At 45.7% G+C, this 19,198-nt stretch carries 13 protein-coding genes; 11 read left to right on the top strand and 2 right to left on the bottom strand.

Features of this window, described 5'->3' with window-relative positions; genetic code table 11:
- Nucleotides 1-6: 6 nt before the first annotated feature.
- The 9 genes from FSB84_RS15025 to FSB84_RS15065 all read left to right on the top strand — a co-directional run bounded on the left by FSB84_RS15025 (nt 7) and on the right by FSB84_RS15065 (nt 13,676).
- On the top strand, nt 7-621 hold the full coding sequence (locus tag FSB84_RS15025; protein WP_147122189.1) for an RNA polymerase sigma-70 factor: 615 nt from the start codon (nt 7-9) through the stop codon (nt 619-621).
- 91 nt (nt 622-712) lie between these two features.
- The gene (locus FSB84_RS15030) at nt 713-1,942 is read left to right on the top strand and encodes a FecR family protein (RefSeq protein WP_130538762.1); all 1,230 of its coding nucleotides are present in this window, start codon (nt 713-715) and stop codon (nt 1,940-1,942) included.
- Between the two features lie 182 nt (nt 1,943-2,124).
- The gene (locus FSB84_RS15035; RefSeq protein ID WP_158643915.1) at nt 2,125-5,376 is read left to right on the top strand and encodes a SusC/RagA family TonB-linked outer membrane protein; all 3,252 of its coding nucleotides are present in this window, start codon (nt 2,125-2,127) and stop codon (nt 5,374-5,376) included.
- A 10-nt stretch (nt 5,377-5,386) separates the two neighbouring features.
- Entirely contained in the window at nt 5,387-6,874 is a 1,488-nt protein-coding gene (locus FSB84_RS15040) for a RagB/SusD family nutrient uptake outer membrane protein (RefSeq protein WP_130538764.1), read from the top strand.
- A gap of 15 nt (nt 6,875-6,889) precedes the next feature.
- On the top strand, nt 6,890-7,693 hold the full coding sequence (locus tag FSB84_RS15045; RefSeq protein WP_130538765.1) for a DUF4397 domain-containing protein: 804 nt from the start codon (nt 6,890-6,892) through the stop codon (nt 7,691-7,693).
- Nucleotides 7,694-7,737: 44 nt separating this feature from the next.
- The gene (locus tag FSB84_RS15050; RefSeq protein WP_130538766.1) at nt 7,738-8,664 is read left to right on the top strand and encodes an ABC transporter ATP-binding protein; all 927 of its coding nucleotides are present in this window, start codon (nt 7,738-7,740) and stop codon (nt 8,662-8,664) included.
- A gap of 10 nt (nt 8,665-8,674) precedes the next feature.
- Nucleotides 8,675-11,011: a Gldg family protein gene (locus FSB84_RS15055; RefSeq protein ID WP_130538767.1), complete on the top strand. Its 2,337-nt coding sequence runs from the start codon at nt 8,675-8,677 to the stop codon at nt 11,009-11,011.
- 10 nt (nt 11,012-11,021) lie between these two features.
- Nucleotides 11,022-12,323 carry a MutS-related protein gene (locus tag FSB84_RS15060; RefSeq protein WP_130538768.1) on the top strand — a complete coding sequence of 434 codons (1,302 nt, stop codon included), beginning with the start codon at nt 11,022-11,024 and terminating at the stop codon, nt 12,321-12,323.
- Between the two features lie 36 nt (nt 12,324-12,359).
- Nucleotides 12,360-13,676: a MutS-related protein gene (locus tag FSB84_RS15065; protein WP_130538769.1), complete on the top strand. Its 1,317-nt coding sequence runs from the start codon at nt 12,360-12,362 to the stop codon at nt 13,674-13,676.
- Nucleotides 13,677-13,694: 18 nt separating this feature from the next.
- Here FSB84_RS15065 and FSB84_RS15070 read toward each other — a convergent pair whose 3' ends face one another.
- Complete coding sequence (locus tag FSB84_RS15070; RefSeq protein WP_130538770.1) at nt 13,695-15,869, bottom strand: T9SS type A sorting domain-containing protein; 2,175 nt, start codon at nt 15,867-15,869, stop codon at nt 13,695-13,697.
- Nucleotides 15,870-16,013: 144 nt separating this feature from the next.
- Nucleotides 16,014-16,985, bottom strand: a complete 972-nt coding sequence (locus FSB84_RS15075) for a helix-turn-helix domain-containing protein (protein ID WP_130538771.1) — start codon at nt 16,983-16,985, stop codon at nt 16,014-16,016.
- Nucleotides 16,986-17,144: 159 nt separating this feature from the next.
- Between FSB84_RS15075 and FSB84_RS15080 the strand changes: the two genes are divergently transcribed.
- Together FSB84_RS15080 and FSB84_RS15085 are read left to right on the top strand one after the other, a co-directional pair.
- A complete protein-coding gene (locus tag FSB84_RS15080; RefSeq protein ID WP_130538772.1) occupies nt 17,145-17,735 on the top strand; it encodes an RNA polymerase sigma factor in 591 nt (196 codons plus the stop codon).
- 102 nt (nt 17,736-17,837) lie between these two features.
- Nucleotides 17,838-19,043 (top strand): FecR family protein, encoded by a 1,206-nt coding sequence (locus FSB84_RS15085; RefSeq protein WP_130538773.1) that lies wholly within the window; start codon nt 17,838-17,840, stop codon nt 19,041-19,043.
- The last annotated feature ends 155 nt before the right edge of the window (nt 19,044-19,198 follow it).

Here is a 19,198-nt window from a genome sequence, read left to right on the forward strand (position 1 = left end):
TTAAGTATGTTTACAGGGATAAAAGCAGCAACTTATATTGGAGAATATCCCCCTCATACCGGCCCTGCATTGCTTCTTCGCATCATTGAAGATGATACCCGCTCATTTGATCAGCTTTTCATGGAAATGTATGCTCCTGTGTTTCTTCTGACCTCCCGCCTTACGGGGGATGATGAAAGCGCCCGCGATATTGTTTCCGATGTTTTTCTGCAACTCTGGGAAAAACGGAAATCCTTAACACATGTAAAGGATGTAAAAGCTTATCTGTATGTTGCTGCCCGGAACCGGGCGCTCAATCACCTCCGGAAAATAAGGCAGACTGAAAAACATGAACAGCATGTCTCCCTTGAAACAGAAGGTGAGCCTGCATCAGATGATTTTTTACCAGCGCTTTTCAGCACTGAAATGATCAGGGTACTGCATTCAGCCATCAGAGAATTACCTGCTGAATGCAAAAAAGTGATGGAGTTGACCATAGATGGGCAAACTACCAATGAAATTGCTGCACTATTAAGTATTTCCGCTTCCGCAGTGAGCCACCAGAAAAAACGAGCCTTGCGGTTACTGCGCGAAAAAATACCTGCAGACCTTTTACTGGTCCTGTTTTATTTATCCAATTGATCCACAATTTGAAAAAAATCTGAAAAAAATTTCCAGGTGAGATCAAATCATCCTTAATCTGAGTGTCTATTTAAATACAACCGGTTGATCCATGGCAGAGCGTGAAGAAAATATTCCTGATGATATCCCGATGGTGATGAGAATGGCAAGACTGGCAGCCCTTCAAAAGGCAGGGCAGTTGTTGTCAGCAGAAGAGGCAGAATTGCAGGCCTGGCTGTTGCAGGATCCTGCACACCAGCAATGGTTGCAGCAACTGACTGAACCGGGAAAGCTATCCGCAATGCTCTCTTCCTATGAAGCAGTCAATGATGCTGCAAGGGATGCTTTACAGCAGTTCCACCGGAACAACCTGAAGGATATCTCTTCAATTGAAGCGCCGGTTGGCCGGATCAGTTCTTTTAAACGTTGGTGGGTAGCAGCTTCCGTGTTGTTACTGGTGGTAGCAGGAGCTTACTGGTGGTCAACAGGTTTATTGAACCAACCAATATCAACAGATCAGGCTAAACTCACAAAGGATATTGCACCGGGCCGTGAGGGTGCTGTGCTAACATTGGCCGATGGCAGACAGGTAGTGCTCGATAGTCTGAACAATGGCGTAGTGGCCACTGAACATGGAGCTACTGTAACTCTTTCCAATGGCGAATTGACCTATGAAGTTCCTTTGGTTGGCAAAGATACCAGCGCCCGCGCCTTCAATACAATGTCTACTCCCAAGGGAAGGCAGTTTAAATTGAAATTGCCGGATGGTACAAATGTATGGCTGAATGCGGCTTCCAGCATCACCTATCCAACCATCTTCACTAACAGTGAACGAAAAGTTGTCATTACCGGTGAAGCATATTTTGAGGTAGCAGAAGACAAAAAGAAACCATTTATAGTGGATATAGATGGAAGGGCCAATGTAGAAGTTTTGGGAACGAAGTTCAACATCAATGCATACACGAATGAGCCCGTGCTGAATACAACCTTGCTTCAGGGAAGCATCAGGATGTTGCAAGGCGGAAAAGCTGCTATTCTGAAGCCAGGACAGCAATTGCAGATCAGCAGTGCAGGCATGAAACTGACTGATCAGGCAGATATTGAAACGGTGATGGCCTGGCGAAACGGACTATTCCGTTTCCACAATGATCCACTCGATCTTGTATTGCGGCAGCTGAGCCGTTGGTACAATATAGAAATACAATATGAACGAGGGGTACCCGATATCCTGTTCTCGGGAGAATTAAAAAGAGACCTTACCTTATCCCAGTCGCTCGACATGTTAAGTGAGATGGGCGTCCATTTCAGGATGGAAAACAGAACACTGAACATAACGCAATAACCTTCCTATACATTTACTGAAAAAGATAGTCAGGATTCATTGAACCTGAACACAGGATATACTGCCCTGTGTGCAACAACTCCTTCTATACATTCAACCAAACTACCGCTATGGTAAAACTGATGCTGCTTATTGCTGTCGTACTGCATTTTCCTGCCCTTACGATGGCCCAAAAAATCTCCTTGAGCGGAAAAAAGGTTACGCTGCCCGCTGCATTTGCCGAGATAAAAAAGCAAACAAATTATGCCGTATTATTCAATCCAAAAATACTGGACACGGCTGCCACTATTTCCATCAATGTAAAGGACCGGCCACTGGAAGAATTTTTGAAAGACATTCTGGCCAGCCAATCGTTACGGTACCGGATTATGGGCACTAATATCATTGTGTCGAAAAAAGAAAATAATCTTTCCGGGCCGGAAGAAGTTGAAAGTGATCCTGCCCTGGTAATACCCGGTGAGCTGCATGGCGTAGTATTTGAAAAAGGCAACCGGCCGCTGTCAGGTGTAAGCGTGGTATTGAAGCGTACAGGCCGGGGAACCCAAACAGATGTAACCGGAAGATTTACCCTGAAAGGAGTAGGGGTGAAAGATACGATCATCTGTTCTATGATCGGTTATCAAACCACTTCAATCCGGGCGGTAAAAAGCGAGGTGCCGATGGCGATAGTGATGAATATTGCCGTGAATGAACTCGATGAAATGGTAGTGCAGGCCTATGGTGTTACCAGTAAACGGATGGCTACCGGGAATATTACCAAAATAAGCGGAGAGGAGATCAGGCAGCAACCAGTGATGAACCCTTTACTGGCATTGCAGGGAAGAGTGCCTGGTATGGTAGTAACTCCTACAACAGGCTATGCAAGTTCTCCGGTAAAAGTAGAGATAAGAGGAAGGAATTCATTGAATAAGAATTTCTCGGGAGAACCATTGTATGTGGTGGATGGTATTCCACTTTCTGTTTTGGATCTGAAGGGATCTGCTGCCAATGAATTTGGTTTATCGAAAGGGTATGCACAGGGCGGATTTTCAACTACGGGAGGACAGAGTGTTTTGTTTGGCATGAACCCCAATGATATTGAAAGTATCGAAGTATTGAAAGATGGTGATGCTACCGCCATCTACGGATCGAGAGCGGCTAATGGCGTGATCCTGATCACCACTAAAAAGCCTAAACCAGGTAAGCCTTCCTTTAATATAGGTTTAACGCAGGGCATCTCAGATGTACCACGGCATGTAAAAATGCTTAACACAAAGGAGTATCTGGCCATCAGACGCCTGGCCCTGAAAAATGATGGGGTTGCTCCAACTGAACTAAACGCACCTGACCTGGTGTTGTGGGATACTACGCGTTATACCGACTGGCAAAAAGAGCTGTTTAATACTGGCGTGAATACCGGTATCAATGCAGGATTTTCAGGCGGGGATAATCGCGTTACTTATGGTTTGAGTACAGGTTATACTACCAATAAAGGGAGGTTGAACAGAAGCGGCAAAGATGAGGCTTTGAGTGTGAGGTTCAACCTGGGACTACGTAGCCGGAATCAGAAACTCTCCTTCAATATGTCTGCAGGGTATACTTATACCTACGTTGATGCTATTGCTCTTTCTGAGGATATGATCAGCCTGCCACCCAATGCACCCTCCATACTCGATAGTAAAGGAGCGCTGAACTATGCGGAATGGGGAGGGGTAATGGGTAACATGTATCCTTTTTCTGCACTTCGAGAGCCCAATATCACCAGGTTCAATAACCTGGCGAGTAATATGGAGATCAATTATGAAATATTGAAGGGACTCAGACTAATGGTTAGGGCAGCTTATTCCAGCGGCATGGGTACGAGTGAGACTTACAGGCCAATAGCATCAAGAAATCCATTGGAGAACCCTACGGGTGAAGCCAATTTTGGAACCACAAAAAACAATACCTGGTTAATTGGCCCGCAATTGAGTTTTAGCCGGTTCATTGGTAAAGGCTCACTGGAAATTATGGTGGCTGGCAATCTCGAGAACACAACTACGAGCGCTGTTACGATGATGGGTTCGGGTTATACCAACGATGAGCTACTTGGTAGTATTTCCAATGCTGTCACTCAAAGAAGCTCTGATAATTTTGCGCAGTATAAATTCGCATCCTTAAAAGCGCGTGTGTCCTACAACTGGGCACGCAAATATGCTATTACACTGAATGGGAGCCGTGATGGATCTTCCAAGTTTGCGCCAGACAGACTGTACGGAAATTTCGGATCTGCTGGCGTATCCTGGATTCTTTCAGAAGAAAAATGGATGAAGCAGATCCTGCCTTCCTGGTTCAATTTCATAAAATTCAGGACCAGCTATGGTATAACAGGAAGCAATGCTGTAGGTGATTACCAATACCTGTCGCAATGGGGTGTGGCGGTGACTGGCACAGCAGCCTTGCCGGGCTATGATGGTGTTCGGCCTTATGTTCCCAGGCAGGCAGTGAACCAGCAGTACCATTGGGAGGCAAATAAGAAATGGGATGCGGGAGTAACGCTGAGTTTTCTGAAAGAAAGAATTGGACTGGGTGTTAGTGTTTACAGGGAAATCTCCGATGATCAGCTGATCACCCAGTCAACCCCCAGCTTCTCAGGGTTTACTACAGTTACTGCCAATCGCCCGGGAAGGGTGGAAAATAAAGGGCTGGAAGCTTCCTTGAATGCAACACTTATCGCCAGCAAAAATTTCACATGGTCTATCGGTTACGGTTTTGCCTATAATGTAAACAAACTACTGTCTTATCCGGGCCTTGATTATTCTCCGCACGCTACTGCATACAGAATTGGCCAATCACTGAGCACCATTTACCTCCTTCATTATCTTGGCATCGATCCGCTCACGGGAGATTATAGTTTTGAGGATCATAATAAGGACGGGGAGATCATCCCGATTGGTGGTTTCATGCCCGGGTATGTAAAGGATGATTCTTATATCGCCTATAACCCGGACCTTGAATTTGACGGGAGTGTATCTTCTAATATCAGATACAAAAATGCTTCCCTGTCATTTATTTTGACCTATAGTGCCAAAAAGCTTCCTAACCCGTTTCTTGTTAATGCGATCGGGGGAATGAAAAATTTTTACATGCCGGCCAGCGAACTCAGCAATTATTGGCAAAAACCCGGCGATCAGGCGCAGTATCCTCGTTTCACCAATGGATCCCTTTCAGATATCCGTGCCTCGGATGGATATTATTCAGATGGTTCTTTCCTTCGCCTCCAAAATCTTTTCTTCTCTTATCAATTACCTGAAAAATTGATTCAGAAAGCAGCGCTGACGAACTGTAGTTTTTCAGTGGGCCTGAATAATGTTTTTACCATTACCAGGTATAAAGGGATAGATCCGCAGGTGTTGAGTTTATCTGGTCCGCCTCCTCCCAGGATCATCAATGCATCTTTAAATGTAACCTTCTAAAACCAGTCTCATGCTTACTCAATCAAAATTGATTATAATTTATATTGGTTGCTTTTTGGGAGTGGTGCTGCAATTGTCCTGCAAAAAACTGGTCAGCATCCCTCCTCCTAAAAATACGCTTACAACCGTACAGGTATTCAGCTCCCTGTCCCAGGCAGAAAGTGCTATGGCTGGCATTTACACGCGGATGATCAATGGTGAAAACAATAGTGCGCCTCCGCTGGCCGGAACCAATGTATGGAGTGCAGGCGCATTAAGACTGCTGGCAGGATTGTCTTCCGGAGAACTCTATAATTCCGGAGGGCCTCTCCAGGCAAATTACTACGCTTTTAGTTCCAACAAGCTTACCGCAATCAATAATAGTTCAACTGCCTTGATCATATGGAAAGGTGCTTACATAACTATCTATGGCGCCAATTCAATTATTGAAGGTGTAGCAGCTTCTACTTCGCTGAGAGAGGATGACCGCAAAAGATTAACGGGGGAAGCAAAATTTCTCCGTGCATTCGCTTACTTCTATCTCACTAATTTATTTGGTGATGTACCACTGGCCCTGACGGTAGATTTTCATAAAACGGTTAATCTGCCGAGAGCTCCGCAGGCAGAAGTGTATAAACTGATCATCGATGATCTGAAAGAAGCGCAGACCAGCATGAGCCCGGAATATACTACAAGCCTGGGCGAAAGGATCCGCCCTAATAAATGGGCTGCCACGGCGCTGCTGGCAAGAGCTTATCTCTTTACAGAAGATTATGACAATGCGGTCATCAATGCAACAGCGCTTATCAACGAGCAGGGCTTATACCAACTGGAAACAGATTTGAATACCACCTTCAAGAGCAATAGCCTGGAAGCGATCTGGCAATTGAAACCAGGGGGTACAAGCAGTATCTTAAAAAATGCAACCCCGGAAGGACAGATCTCCCTTCCATCCCCTCGTTATACGGGTTATGCCGATTTTTATTTGTCGGGTCATCTGATGGGTGCTTTTGAGCCCGGAGATAAACGCAGAGTAGATTGGGTGGATAGTACAATTTATACCGGTGGATCGGGCAGCGCCAATTTTTATCCAACGAAATACCAGATCGGACAATCGAACAGTGCTTTCGGCCAGCCCGGAGAATATTACATGATGCTTCGTCTCGCTGAAATATTCCTGATCCGCGCAGAAGCAATAGCCAGAGGCAACCAGGGAAATTTATCAACGGCTATCGATGACCTGAATGCCATCCGCCACAGGGCTGGATTGGAACATCTGCCCAATACCTTGAATAAAGAACAGGTGATTGCAGCAGTGGAGCAGGAAAGACAAGTAGAACTCTTTGCCGAATGGGGCCACCGCTGGTTAGATCTCAAGCGAACCAACCGGGCATCGGTGGTACTGAAAACAATACCGGTGAAACTACCCTGGGAAGGAGATTATCAATTGCTCTATCCAATTCCTGTTGAAGAGATCCGGGACGATTATTTCCTCACACAAAATCCAGGCTACTTCTAACCCCAAATAATTCTTATGACCATGATACAAAAAAGCTCCACCTGCAACCAGGGTTTGCTTCCAAAAAACAATCCCGCAGTAAGCATACTATCGATAATTATTCCGGCCTTGCTTTTCATCTCCTGCAGAAAAGAAAGTGTAGCGCCTGGCAGCGCTTCCCTGGCGATTGTTCATCTGGTAGCGGGCAGTAAACCACTGGCTGTTAATTTTAATAGCGAAGGACCAGTTCCCTACAAAACGGGAAGACAGTTGAATTACCGGTTCTTCGAAAGAGTTAATCAATTCAAAGCCTATTCTGGTGAGCAAAGACTGCGACTGTTCCAATATCCCGATACTACAGACAAAGATCTGCCGCTATTTGATCTGCAGCTCAACCTGCCTGTTGGTTCTATGAATACCTTGTTCCTGACAGGAACAGTGGATGCACCGGATACATTTTTTACCAGAAATATTATTCCCTACTTTCCTGAAACCGACAGCTCATTGGCTATCCGGTTCGTTAATCTCTCTCCCGGAAATGATCCCATCAGCATCAATGTAAAAGGACTGGCCAATGGTTCGGAAGTCAGCTCTATCAGGTATAAGAACATTACTGATTTTAAAAATTATGCAGCCACCCAAAATATCAGTGAGTATGTATTTGAATTCCGGGATGCAATCAGCGGTGATTCGATTACCAGCTACACTATTCCAGATATCAATGTGCCGGGAACCGAAAGCCCTAACATAAGAAGATATCGCAGTTTCACTCTTGCGTTGACGGGCGAGGCAGGCGGCGTGGGAGATCGCGCAAGGGCTGGTTTTTTAGTGAGTCACTAAATAAGATAATCCGTACCTGATTTTTTCATTATCACCAACTTACAATGAATAGCATTCTAAAGATAGAGCAGCTTTCGCATAAGTATAGCAGTTCCTGGGCTATCCGCGATATCAATCTAGAGATCAATCAAACAGGTGTAATCGGATTGCTGGGCTCCAATGGAGCCGGGAAATCCACCACTATGAATATCCTCTGCGGAGTATTGAACCAAACGGAAGGAACCGTGTACATCAATGGGCTGGATACAAGATTGGCACCCGAAGAAGCCAAAAAGAATATTGGTTTTTTGCCACAGAACCCACCAGTATACGTAGACCTCACCGTGAATGAATACCTCACTTATTGTGCAGAATTGCGGCTGATAGAAGATGGGAAAGTAAAAGCGGCTGTTGCTGAAGCTATGGATCGTTGCGGTATAGCGCATTTCAAAACCAGGCTGATCAGGAACCTCTCCGGTGGCTACCGCCAGCGGGTAGGCATCGCTCAGGCGATCATCCACAAACCAAAACTGGTGGTGATGGATGAACCTACCAATGGTTTAGACCCCAACCAACTGATTGAAGCGAGAAAGCTGATCAAAGAGATTGCCACCGATCATACAGTGCTCTTATCCTCCCATATTTTATCCGAGATCCATTTGCTCTGCCGCGAAGTGATCATGATCGAATCAGGCAGAATTATTTTTTCCGATTCGATGGATGCTTTTAACAATTATGTACAACCGAATAGTGTGCTGGTAAAAATGGAAAATCCACCATCAGCAGAAGCACTTCAACAAGTAAAAGGCGTTACGAAAGTGGAATTCCTCTCAGACCGGCAGGCCCGCGTCTATTACGATGGCAGCGAAGACATCACAGAAAGGATCATCGCAGCTGGTGTACAGCATGAGTGGCGGATCAGGGAGATCAATTTCGACAAAGGTCTCCTCGACGATATTTTCAAAAAGTTATCTACCCAAACCCTCCATTAATCCCTGAGCCATGAAGTTGATATATAAAATAGCAAAAACAGAATTACGCAACCTGTTTTATTCGCCGGTTGCCTGGTTTTTAGCCATCGCATTTTTAGTGCAATGTGCTATTTATTATACCGGAATTGTGGGCACGCTGGCCAAAGGGCAGGATTGGTATTTGACAAATGACCCCACGTTCAAAGAGTACCCCATGTCACTGACCCAGACGGTATTTATAGGAAGTTTTATAGGCTTTTTTACGGTTTTGATGAAGAATCTTTATTTGTTCATCCCGCTGCTTACAATGGGTATGATCAGTAAGGAGATGAATAGTGGCACAGTAAAGTTATTGTATTCCTCTCCGGTGAAAGTACGTCAGATCGTTTTGGGAAAATACCTTTCAATACTGCTCTATAACATCTTCCTGATGCTGATTATGAGTGTTTTCGTCATAGATGGGTTATTGAGTATCAAATCACCTGAGGTTGAAGTGGTAATTGGCCCTGCAATTGGTTTTTTTCTGTTGATTGGTGCCTATACAGCCATTGGCATGTTTATGTCTAGTCTTACTATCTACCAGATCGTGTCTGCGCTGGCAACCTTTCTCACCTTTTACGTACTGTCTGAGATAGGTAAATTATGGCAACAGTACGACCTGGTCAGAGACCTGACCTGGTTCTTCTCCATAAGAGGCAGAACTGAAAAAATGATCAGAGGGCTGATCACTACCAGAGATGTGATGTACTATTTGCTGATCATTTTTATGTTCGTTTCATTTACGATGTTGAGAATAAAAGGGGCGCGGGAATCGAAGCCCTGGTTTGTAAAAGCCACCCGGTACCTCTCGGTATTTGCAGCAGTATTGATTATCGGATATGCTACTTCCAGACCCGGTTTTATCGGGTACTGGGATACAACCTTGCTTCAGACCAATACGATCCATGAAAAAACGCAAAAGATCATCGAACAACTGGGCGACGAACCGGTTGAAGTAACACTTTATAGCAACCTCCTTGGTGATGCAATACACAGAGCAGCTCCTAAATTCCGCAATGAATATGTGTGGGATCTCTGGGAAAAATATATACGCTTCAAACCAAATATAGATTTGAAGTATGTGTACTATTACGACATTGAAGACGGAGACAGTACTTTATATAAACGCTATCCGGGAAAAAACATACAACAATTGGCTACAATGATAGCAGATATCAATGATTTAAATCCGTCAAGGTTCATACCGCCCGGGGAGATCCGTAAAATGATCGACCTGAAACCGGAAGGCTATGGTGTAGTGATGCATGTGAAGTACAAAGATCGGTCAGCTTTTCTCCGGACTTTCCCTGATACAAAATTCTGGCCAGACGAATCAAATGTCGGAGCCGTGTTTAAGCGACTGGCAGAAGGTTCTAATCCCAAAGCTTTGTTCGTGACTGGTGACCTGGAACGTTCCATTTATAAATTGGGTGAGCGGGAATATGCGCTACATACTTCCTTAAAAGAGATGCGGGCTGCACTGGTCAACCACTCCGTTGATTGTGATACAATTTCATTGGATAGAAATGATATCGCTCCTGATGTTGACCTGTTGGTACTCGCAGACCCTAAAGTGAAGCTCAGTGATGTAGCGAGGGCAAAGATCAGGCAGTTTGCCGATAAGGGTGGCAATATGCTGATCATTGGCGAACCTGGCAAGCAAGAGGTAGTTAATCCGGTGCTTCAGCCATTCGGTGTTCAGCTCATGAATGGTACCCTGGTTGAAATCACAAAAAATGAAATGCCGCATATGGTGTACCCAGGTGTAACAATAGCTGGAACTGAGCTTGCGATAGAAGACCAAATGCTCAGAAAATACAACCGTATGTTGAAAGCGGGTCTCGGTATTCCGAGAGTGCTGAATGAAGGTGTAAGTGGAATTGCCACCAGCGACAGCGGTTTTACCGTAAAGCATTTACTGGTCACCAAAAACAGGAACGCCTGGGCGAAAGTGGGCAAACTGGTAACGGATTCTGCCGACCCGGTGTTTGTTAGAGAAGAAGGCGATTATAAACTGGACTCTTTCTCTACTGCTGTTTCGTTAAGCAGACAGGTTGGTAATAAAGAACAACGCATTATCGTATGTAGTGATGCAGACTTTTTGAGCGCGATTAGACTAAGCGGTGGCAATCTTGGGGTGGCTTACTATAGCTGGCTGATATATAACAGATATCCTATCTACACCCCCCCTATTGGAGAGCCGAAAGATGTGCTCATGACCATTAGTGTAGCCAGGGCCAAAATAGAAAAAATAGTATTCATATGGGTTTTACCTGGCCTGCTGCTCCTCCTTGCCACCATTCTGCTGATCAGGCGTAAACGACAATAAAAGTATAGCCATGAATTTATTGACCGATGAACAAACCATCGATGATCTAAGGATCTTTGGTAAGCGTGATGCCAGCGGTATATATGATCTGTACAATCACACGCATACACGCGGAGGAGAAAAATTGTTGTCAGACATGTTCCGTAACCCATTGTCTGATCAAGAAGCCATCAACCAGCGCGGCGGCATCATTGAACAATTCGCCAAATTGAAAACACGCTTCCCTTTTGAAGGAGCTTTGTTTGATATGGCTGAGAAATATTTACTGGCAGCAGATGAACAAAAGAACCAGGCACCACATCAAACGGTACTCAGTGAAAAAGAAATCAATAATGGGGTGACCGCTGTGATTGAGCTTGTACAACGTATCCGGGATTTTGTGGGAAGCACTGAAGTGAAAGGGATAAAAGGATATGAGCGGGAGCGTGAAGGTATTGTGGCATTGCTGATCGATCCTGTATTTGATCCCGTACATAGAGAAAAATCAAAAAGCAAATTATCCTATGCAGCCATTACCGCCTATGATCTGTTGTTCAGGGTGCGGGAACGAAATAAAGTGGAAAAGCTGCTCGCATACATATATCAGCTGGATGTATATATTTCTGTAGCGCAGGTGGCAACGGAAAGGAATTTTGTATTTCCGAAGGCAATGGACAAAGGTAAGAGCCACCTGAAACTGGAAGGGGTTTACCACCCGGAACTGAAACACCCTGTGAGTAACGATATAACCATGGATGCCGGTCAGAACCTGATCTTTCTGACCGGCGCCAACATGGCGGGAAAGTCAACTTTTTTAAGAGCATTGAGCACAGCTGTATATGTGGCGCATATGGGATTTCCGGTAGCGGCACGTAAAATGGAATTTTCGGTTATGGATGGGATTTATACTACCATCAACCTGCCTGATAACCTCGGCATTGGAGCCAGTCATTTCTACGCGGAAGTATTGCGGGTAAAGAAAATTGCCAGTGAACTACATGCAAAGAAATCCCTGTTCATCATTTTTGATGAATTATTTCGTGGTACGAATGTAAAAGATGCGCATGAGGCAACTGTAGATATCACCAGGGCTTTTGCTGAAAAGAAAAACAGCCTGTTCATTATTTCCTCCCATATAGTGGAAGCAGGAGAGCGGTTGCAACAACAACCCACCATTGGATTTCAATACCTGCCTACATATATGAACGGGCATACTCCTGAGTATACCTACACACTGGTGGAGGGCATCACTGCCGACCGTCACGGCATGATCATTATTCGCAACGAAGGAATACTGGAGACGCTCAGGAATGGCCGCAAACGAGCGGGATAATCTAGCATTTTGCAAATAAAAAACACAGACTTTATCATGAGTTTTAACATAGACAGACAAACGCTGGACGAATTGAACCTGTTGGGCAGGTTCAGGCAGGGATCAGTCTATCATCTTTTCTGCCAGGTGAAAACAAGGGGCGGGGAAAAATTACTGGACGAAATGTTCCGCACCCCATTGGATAACGAGACGGACATTAATCATAGAAGCAGTGTATTCCGGTTCTTTCAGCAAGCGAAACTGGTATTTCCTTTCGATGTACAACAGGTTGGACTAATGCGCGAGTATCTCGATACGGGTTCCGGCAAAAGTGCATTGGCCATTCTCGTGAATATGATCGTTAAAAAATCACTGAGCAGTCTCACCCGCGATGAGCGATACAAAAAAAATGTACAGGGATTGCAGGCCACCATTGTAACGCTGAAAAGGTGTAATGTTCTTTTGGAAGCCCTTCAACCAATACCAGGGCCGTTTTCAGAACGCGTTGATGCAATAAGGAAAATACTCTCCGATAAGCACATCGAAAAGCTGCGGAATACCGATATCTATACCGCCTTACCGGTGAAAATGCTGGCTTATTACGATCACTTGCTGAAAAGCAGGTTTCCGCAGGAGATGAATGAGGTGTTGACCTTTATCTATGAACTTGATGTGAACATCGCCGTGAGTGACCTGGCCAGGTCAAAAGGATTCTCCTACGCCAACGCATTACCACAGGGAAAAAATCTGCTGAGGGCTGCCAACCTCGCACATCCCTGTATCGATAAGGCGATCGGTAATGATATTAACATGAACGAAGATAGTAATGTGGTGTTCCTCACCGGTGCGAATATGGCCGGGAAATCAACCCTCATGAAATCCATCGGCATCGGTCTGTATCTCGCGCATATGGGATTTCCTGTGGCTGCTGCATCGATGGAATTCTCTGTACGTGAGGGCTTGTATTCCTCTATCAATGTAGCGGATAATATTGGTCTTGGCTACAGCCATTTTTATGCAGAAGTAGTGCGGGTAAAACAGGCAGCAGAAGCGGCCGCCAGTGGAAAGCGATTACTGCTGATGTTCGATGAACTGTTCAAGGGCACCAATGTGAAGGATGCCTATGATGGCACACTGGCCGTTACGGAGGCTTTCGCGGAGTACCGGGATTGTCTGTTTATTGTATCCACCCATATCATCGAAGTAGGGGAGGCATTGAAGGGGACCGGTAATATTCATTTTACGTATATGCCTACCATCATGGATGGAAACCATCCGAAGTATACCTACAAACTGGAACAGGGCATCACCGAGGACCGGCAGGGAATGATGATCATCCGCAATGAAGGCATCCTGGAGCTGATCGCTTCCTGAAAGATGTAGTCATTCAACTTATTGCTTTACCAATCTAAGCGTTTCTCCGTTTTGCAATTTCAGCAGATAGAGCCCCGGCGGCAATTCAGCTATTGAAAATGTTTCGGTATTGTTTGCGATCATAAGCTGCCGGATAGCTTGCCCCTGCGCATTGATCAGTACCGCTTTTGTATGCAACAGCTCATCGGAGCCAATGGAAATGGTAACGAGATCACGGGTGGGGTTAGGATAAAGGATAGTGGATTGTTTGATCCCGGTGCTTCTCACCTGGATGATCTGGCTTTGTGTAGACTGTCCGTCTTTGTCTTTCATGAGCAGGCGATAAAAATTTCTTTCACCGGGCCCTATATCCGTAAAAGAATATTCATTATTACCTGTCCCGGCTGCCATCAGCTTACCGATGGACTCATACTGGCTGCCATCAAAGCTCCGCCATAATTCAAAATGGTCCGTATTGTATTCACCGGCGGTTGTCCATTGCAGTAAGACCTTATTGTGTTGTAAGCGGCCGTTGAATGCTGTTAGTTTTAATGGAAGCGTTGTGGCCATGGCTGTTAGGGCAAAGCCGCTGAAGCCTGTTACGTCAAAGCTCAATTGCCAGTAATTATGTGTACTGTTCCAAAGAATGTCTGCGTTGACAGGATCAATGGTCTCCGTGGATCCGGAATAACTGCCTGGTGTACCCGAAGCTGAAGTCCCATGAAATTGCCAGACCCGCAGATTGGCTATGCCTTGTGCATCGCTAGGGCCGGTAGGCAGTTTGTCTGCACTCACCAGGTTGAATGCGTCAAATTCGGCTTGTGTACAATATAAAGTGATCCTTGCAGTGGCGGCAGCAGCATTTGTTGCGGGGCTGATATCGTAATGGCGTTGTACATAATATTGACCATTCCAGTTTTGCACGCTGCCATCGATCCATGATTTCGTGGAAACATCTCCTGATAAGGCCGTGCTGCCTCCATTGGGCTGTAGAGCCGCAATCATATCACAACTACCCGGAACCGTTATGAGTGTGATGCCGGGATAAATATTTCTCGAGACATTAGAATTGCCATTCGCCAGGCTGCTGCTTTCCGGAAGCGACTGAAATTCGTACGCTCCGATGTCCACTGTTGAGTTTACAACCCTGGGTAGTTCATCATTATCGATGCTCACGGTCAGTTTTGAATTGTCGCCGGCTGTAATGGCCGGGCTGCAGGCGCGTAATCTGTAATCACCTGTTGCAAAAGGAATGGTGGAAGGAGGGGGCGCATTTACAAACTGAGGATTTACATCCATATTCCCTGCTCCCGGGTATCCGCCTTCTACTATACAATTCGTAAGAGTGGTGGTAGCGGGTTTGGTGACGGAGATAGTAGACCCATAATCGGAATGATTTCCATAAAAGATCGAATTGCTGATGTTTGCCGGAATACCGAAAAGCCTGAACCCGCCTCCACTACCCGGTGTTCGGTTGCCAGAAACCGTGCAATTGACCATGGTCAGGCTGCCGAGGTTTCCGCCTGTTGACATATAAAGGCCACCACCTCCTACGGTATTCCTGGACACATTCCCCGAGATGACGCAATTGATCAGCGTAACATAGGCTTCATCCGAAGCGATCCCGCCACCTCCGGCAGCTTCATTGTTTGAAAATACACAATTGATGAAAACCGGGCTTCCGATCTGGCACCAGGCTCCACCGCCCTTTGCACTGCCTGTTGTCTTATTGCCGGTGATGGTACAGTTCCTGAAAAGCGGACTATCGTAAACAATATACATTCCACCACCACTGGTGCTTACCATGCCGGTGCCCCCGGTAATGGTGAAGCCATCCAATATGAAAGCATTGGTAACGCCTCTGTTGTTGCACCAGATAACATGAGCGGTCTTGCCCTTCAGAATGGTAATATTGGTACGCCAGTCACGCTCTTCAAACATGGTTTCCGAACCGGTAAAACCTCCGAAGACCTTTACATTCTCCATAGGATAAAAAGATGGATCCACAGCATTTTGATAAGTTCCCCGGGCTACCCAAACAGTATCCTTATAATTGTAATAAGCGAAGTCCATGGCCACCTGCAGATCTGTATAAGCATCAGCCCATGACGTTCCATTGTTGGCTCCGGTAGCGGCAACATTTACATAAACTCTGCTGGACTGTGCATGGGAAATTTGAAAGATGAGTAGCAATGAGAGTAAAAGTTTTGGCATCACGGAGGTTTTTGTATAGAATGGTTTAGGTGCTGCAAAACTATTCAACACTCCGGTCCTTAAAAATGCAAAACCCCTCTGTTTTGTCCTGTTTTATAAATCGGGACAATTTAATTTCATGAACACATTCTGTTGTGGGCAGGATCAGGGCCGCATCTGTTGCGCATATTCGGCAGGACTGACCCCTACCAGTTTCCTGAAAGCGCTATAGAAGGCGCTGCGTGAAGAGAAGCCCGCATTGTATGCCAGCGCTTCGATGGTGAAAGGTTGTTCCTGCCTGGGCTGGGCCAATTGTTCCCTGATGCTCTTCACCCGGTATGAATTGATGAAGTCTACAAAGGATTGCTGATAGTGATTATTCAGCAACGATGATAATTTGTGGCTGCTGATTTGTATCGATTTAGCCAGCGAACTGAGACTGATATTTTTTTCTTCGTAACGCTTGTGTCTGGTAAGTTGCTCTTCCAGCAGACGGCAGATCCTTTCTGTTTCTTCATCTTTTTTCAGCAGGTCCGCATGCTGCTTCCGGATCTTCTCCAGGGTTTTGGGTTGCATATCCAGCAGGGAAGCGATGTGTTCCAATGGTATCTGATCGATATATCCTGGTTTGGTTTGCAGAAAATACTGGTACCGTTCTTTGGCATTCCCCACCCGGATGATATGTGAGCGTTCCTGTGCATCCTGGTAATATTGTTGCACCAGCATTCGGAAAGCATAATTCAGGTCGAACTGTTGTTCGAATAATTGAAGGATCACCTCATTGGGAAAGGCAATCAGGGAAGTGGGCTCGATAGCAATGATGCCCTCTTTCGTTGGCGCCATCCCGTGCATACCGGAGATAGAACTGACAAATTCATTCGCTACTGAAATATAGGTAACGATCTTTTTTTTCTTATGGGTGGTTTGGCCCATCAATGCACCCCGGATAATAAAATACATATACTGGCAGGTTTCTCCTTCTTTGATCAGTGTAGCGCCTTTCTTCAGTTCAAGGGCCATGAAATGCTTGTTGAGCGCATTCCGGAAATTGTCACTCACAGGGTAAATACCATTCAGCAGTTGTATTACTTTGTCAATATCCTTTGGGTCAGCTTTGGTATACAGTTTCGTGGGCATGGGTATTCGATTCGCAAACAAGATAAGCTACTCATGATTTACACCCGCCAAAAAAATTTCCTGTTCTGAAAATATCCGCTAATTTAGGTGCCGGTATTCTTCCATAACCTGTCCTGTATTTATTCAAACTGCTAATTCCCCAAACTAAGCATTCGCTATATGCAGGACAGATCCCTTCATAAAGAATGGTTCAAACTAATTGCCGGAGGCGACGAGACTGCTTTCAGGAATTTGTTCGACACCTATTGGGAGCACCTGTATTCAGTGGCCCTCATGCTCACCAAATCAGAAGCCCTGGCCGAAGACATTGTACAGGAGATCTTCCTGAAGATCTGGAATAAGCGTGAGGAATTGCCCGAAGTGGAGAAACCCGACAGTTATCTTTTTATCATTGCCCGCAATCATATCTACAACGTGCTGAAGCAGCAGCAGCGGGAAGAGCAATACAATAAACATATTATCGACTGGTTTGAAGGCGCCAGGGAAAACCCTGAAAGCGAACTGCTTTTCAAGGAATCTTCAGAGCTGCTGAATAAGGCCGTAGCAAACCTTTCCACGCAGCAGCGGGCTGTTTATCAACTCGCCCGGGAGCAGGGACTTAGCTACAATGAAGTGGCTGCTCAATTGAATATTTCTCCCAATACCGTGAAGAACCATCTGACCATTGCCCTGAAATATATCAGGGAATACCTGCGTCATCACGCTTCTCCTACTGTGATGATAATTGCCCTTCTCGAAACGATGAAATAGGCATTATAGCCTCCGGCAACCTTTCCTGTAGCAGGATCTCAGAATTTTTTAAAAAAATTGAAAACACACTGGTAGGAATCTTTTTTACCGTTGTCTTTATTTATGATGAAAGATTTTGAACAACTTTTCGATGGCTGGGTGGAAGGCACCCTCACTACAGAAGAAGCTTCCCTGTTCCTGGAAGCCCTGAAGGGTGAGCATCCTGATTTTCCGCAGCTCATCGATCGATTGTTGCAGGAGCCACTGCATACCGGGATGGGAACGGAGGAACTTAGGGCGCGCTTGTACAGCGGTATTGCAGCAAAGAAGGCAGCCCAGGAAACACCTGTGCGCAAACTGGTAAGATTCCCGGTGAAATGGGCTGCTGCAGCAGTCCTGGTACTGATGGCCGGTATTGCCGCCTGGTGGATCGTGAACCATAACCGGCAACCTGAACCAGGCGTTATGGTGGTGAAAGGGGAAATGCCCAGGCCAGGGGGAGATAAGGCTGTATTGGTGCTGAGCAATGGTAAGCAGCTCTTCCTGGACAGCTCTGCCAATGGCCAGCTGGCGGAACAAGAGGGAAGCCTCGTGTTCAAATCGGAGGAAGGAAGGATCGATTACCGGCAACAACAGGCAGGAACAACCGAAACTATTGCTTTCAACACATTGAAAACTCCCCGCGGAGGTCAATACAAACTTACCTTGCCTGATGGCACCAAAGTTTGGCTGAATGCCGCTTCTTCCATCACTTATCCTACCAGTTTCCATGGAAAGGAAAGATCCGTTACCATTACCGGCGAGGCTTATTTTGAAGTGGCCAAAATGAAGGCCAGGCGCGGTCCGGGCAATATGCCGTTCAAAGTAAAAGTGGCCGGACTCACCGGCGAGGGCGGCAATATGGAGATCGAAGTGCTGGGCACGCATTTCAATATCAATGCCTATGTTGACGAACCGGTGGCCAGAACCACCCTGCTGGAAGGCTCCATAAAACTCGCCAAAGGAAAGGATCGGTTCCTGATGCATCCCGGGCAACAAGCCCAACTGGAAGACAATGGCCAGTTCAGGATCAGCGACAATATCAATCCCGAAGAAGTGCTTGCCTGGAAGAATGGATTTTTCTACTTCGATCATGCTGATCTGAAAATGGTGATGCGGCAGATTGCAAGATGGTATGATGTAAGTATCGAATACCGGCCAGGAGTAACCGATATGAAATTCGGAGGAGAGATCCCCAGGAATGCCAACCTGGATGAAGTACTCAAAATAATGGAGGTGATGAAGATCAGATTTATTGTAGAGGAGAAGAAGATCATAGTTATTCCATAAACATTTTATTTCCGGATATCTGTATCGGCTTTGTATCAAAGCTGTCAGGAATCGTATTGACTATTACCAACTAACTACTGAACATTAACTGCAAAATTCATGAAACGAAGCATAACAAATTTCCCACAAAGAGGGTGTATATGCGAAGTTCCATC

This window comes from Pseudobacter ginsenosidimutans (genome assembly GCF_007970185.1).
Lineage (GTDB): Bacteria > Bacteroidota > Bacteroidia > Chitinophagales > Chitinophagaceae > Pseudobacter > Pseudobacter ginsenosidimutans.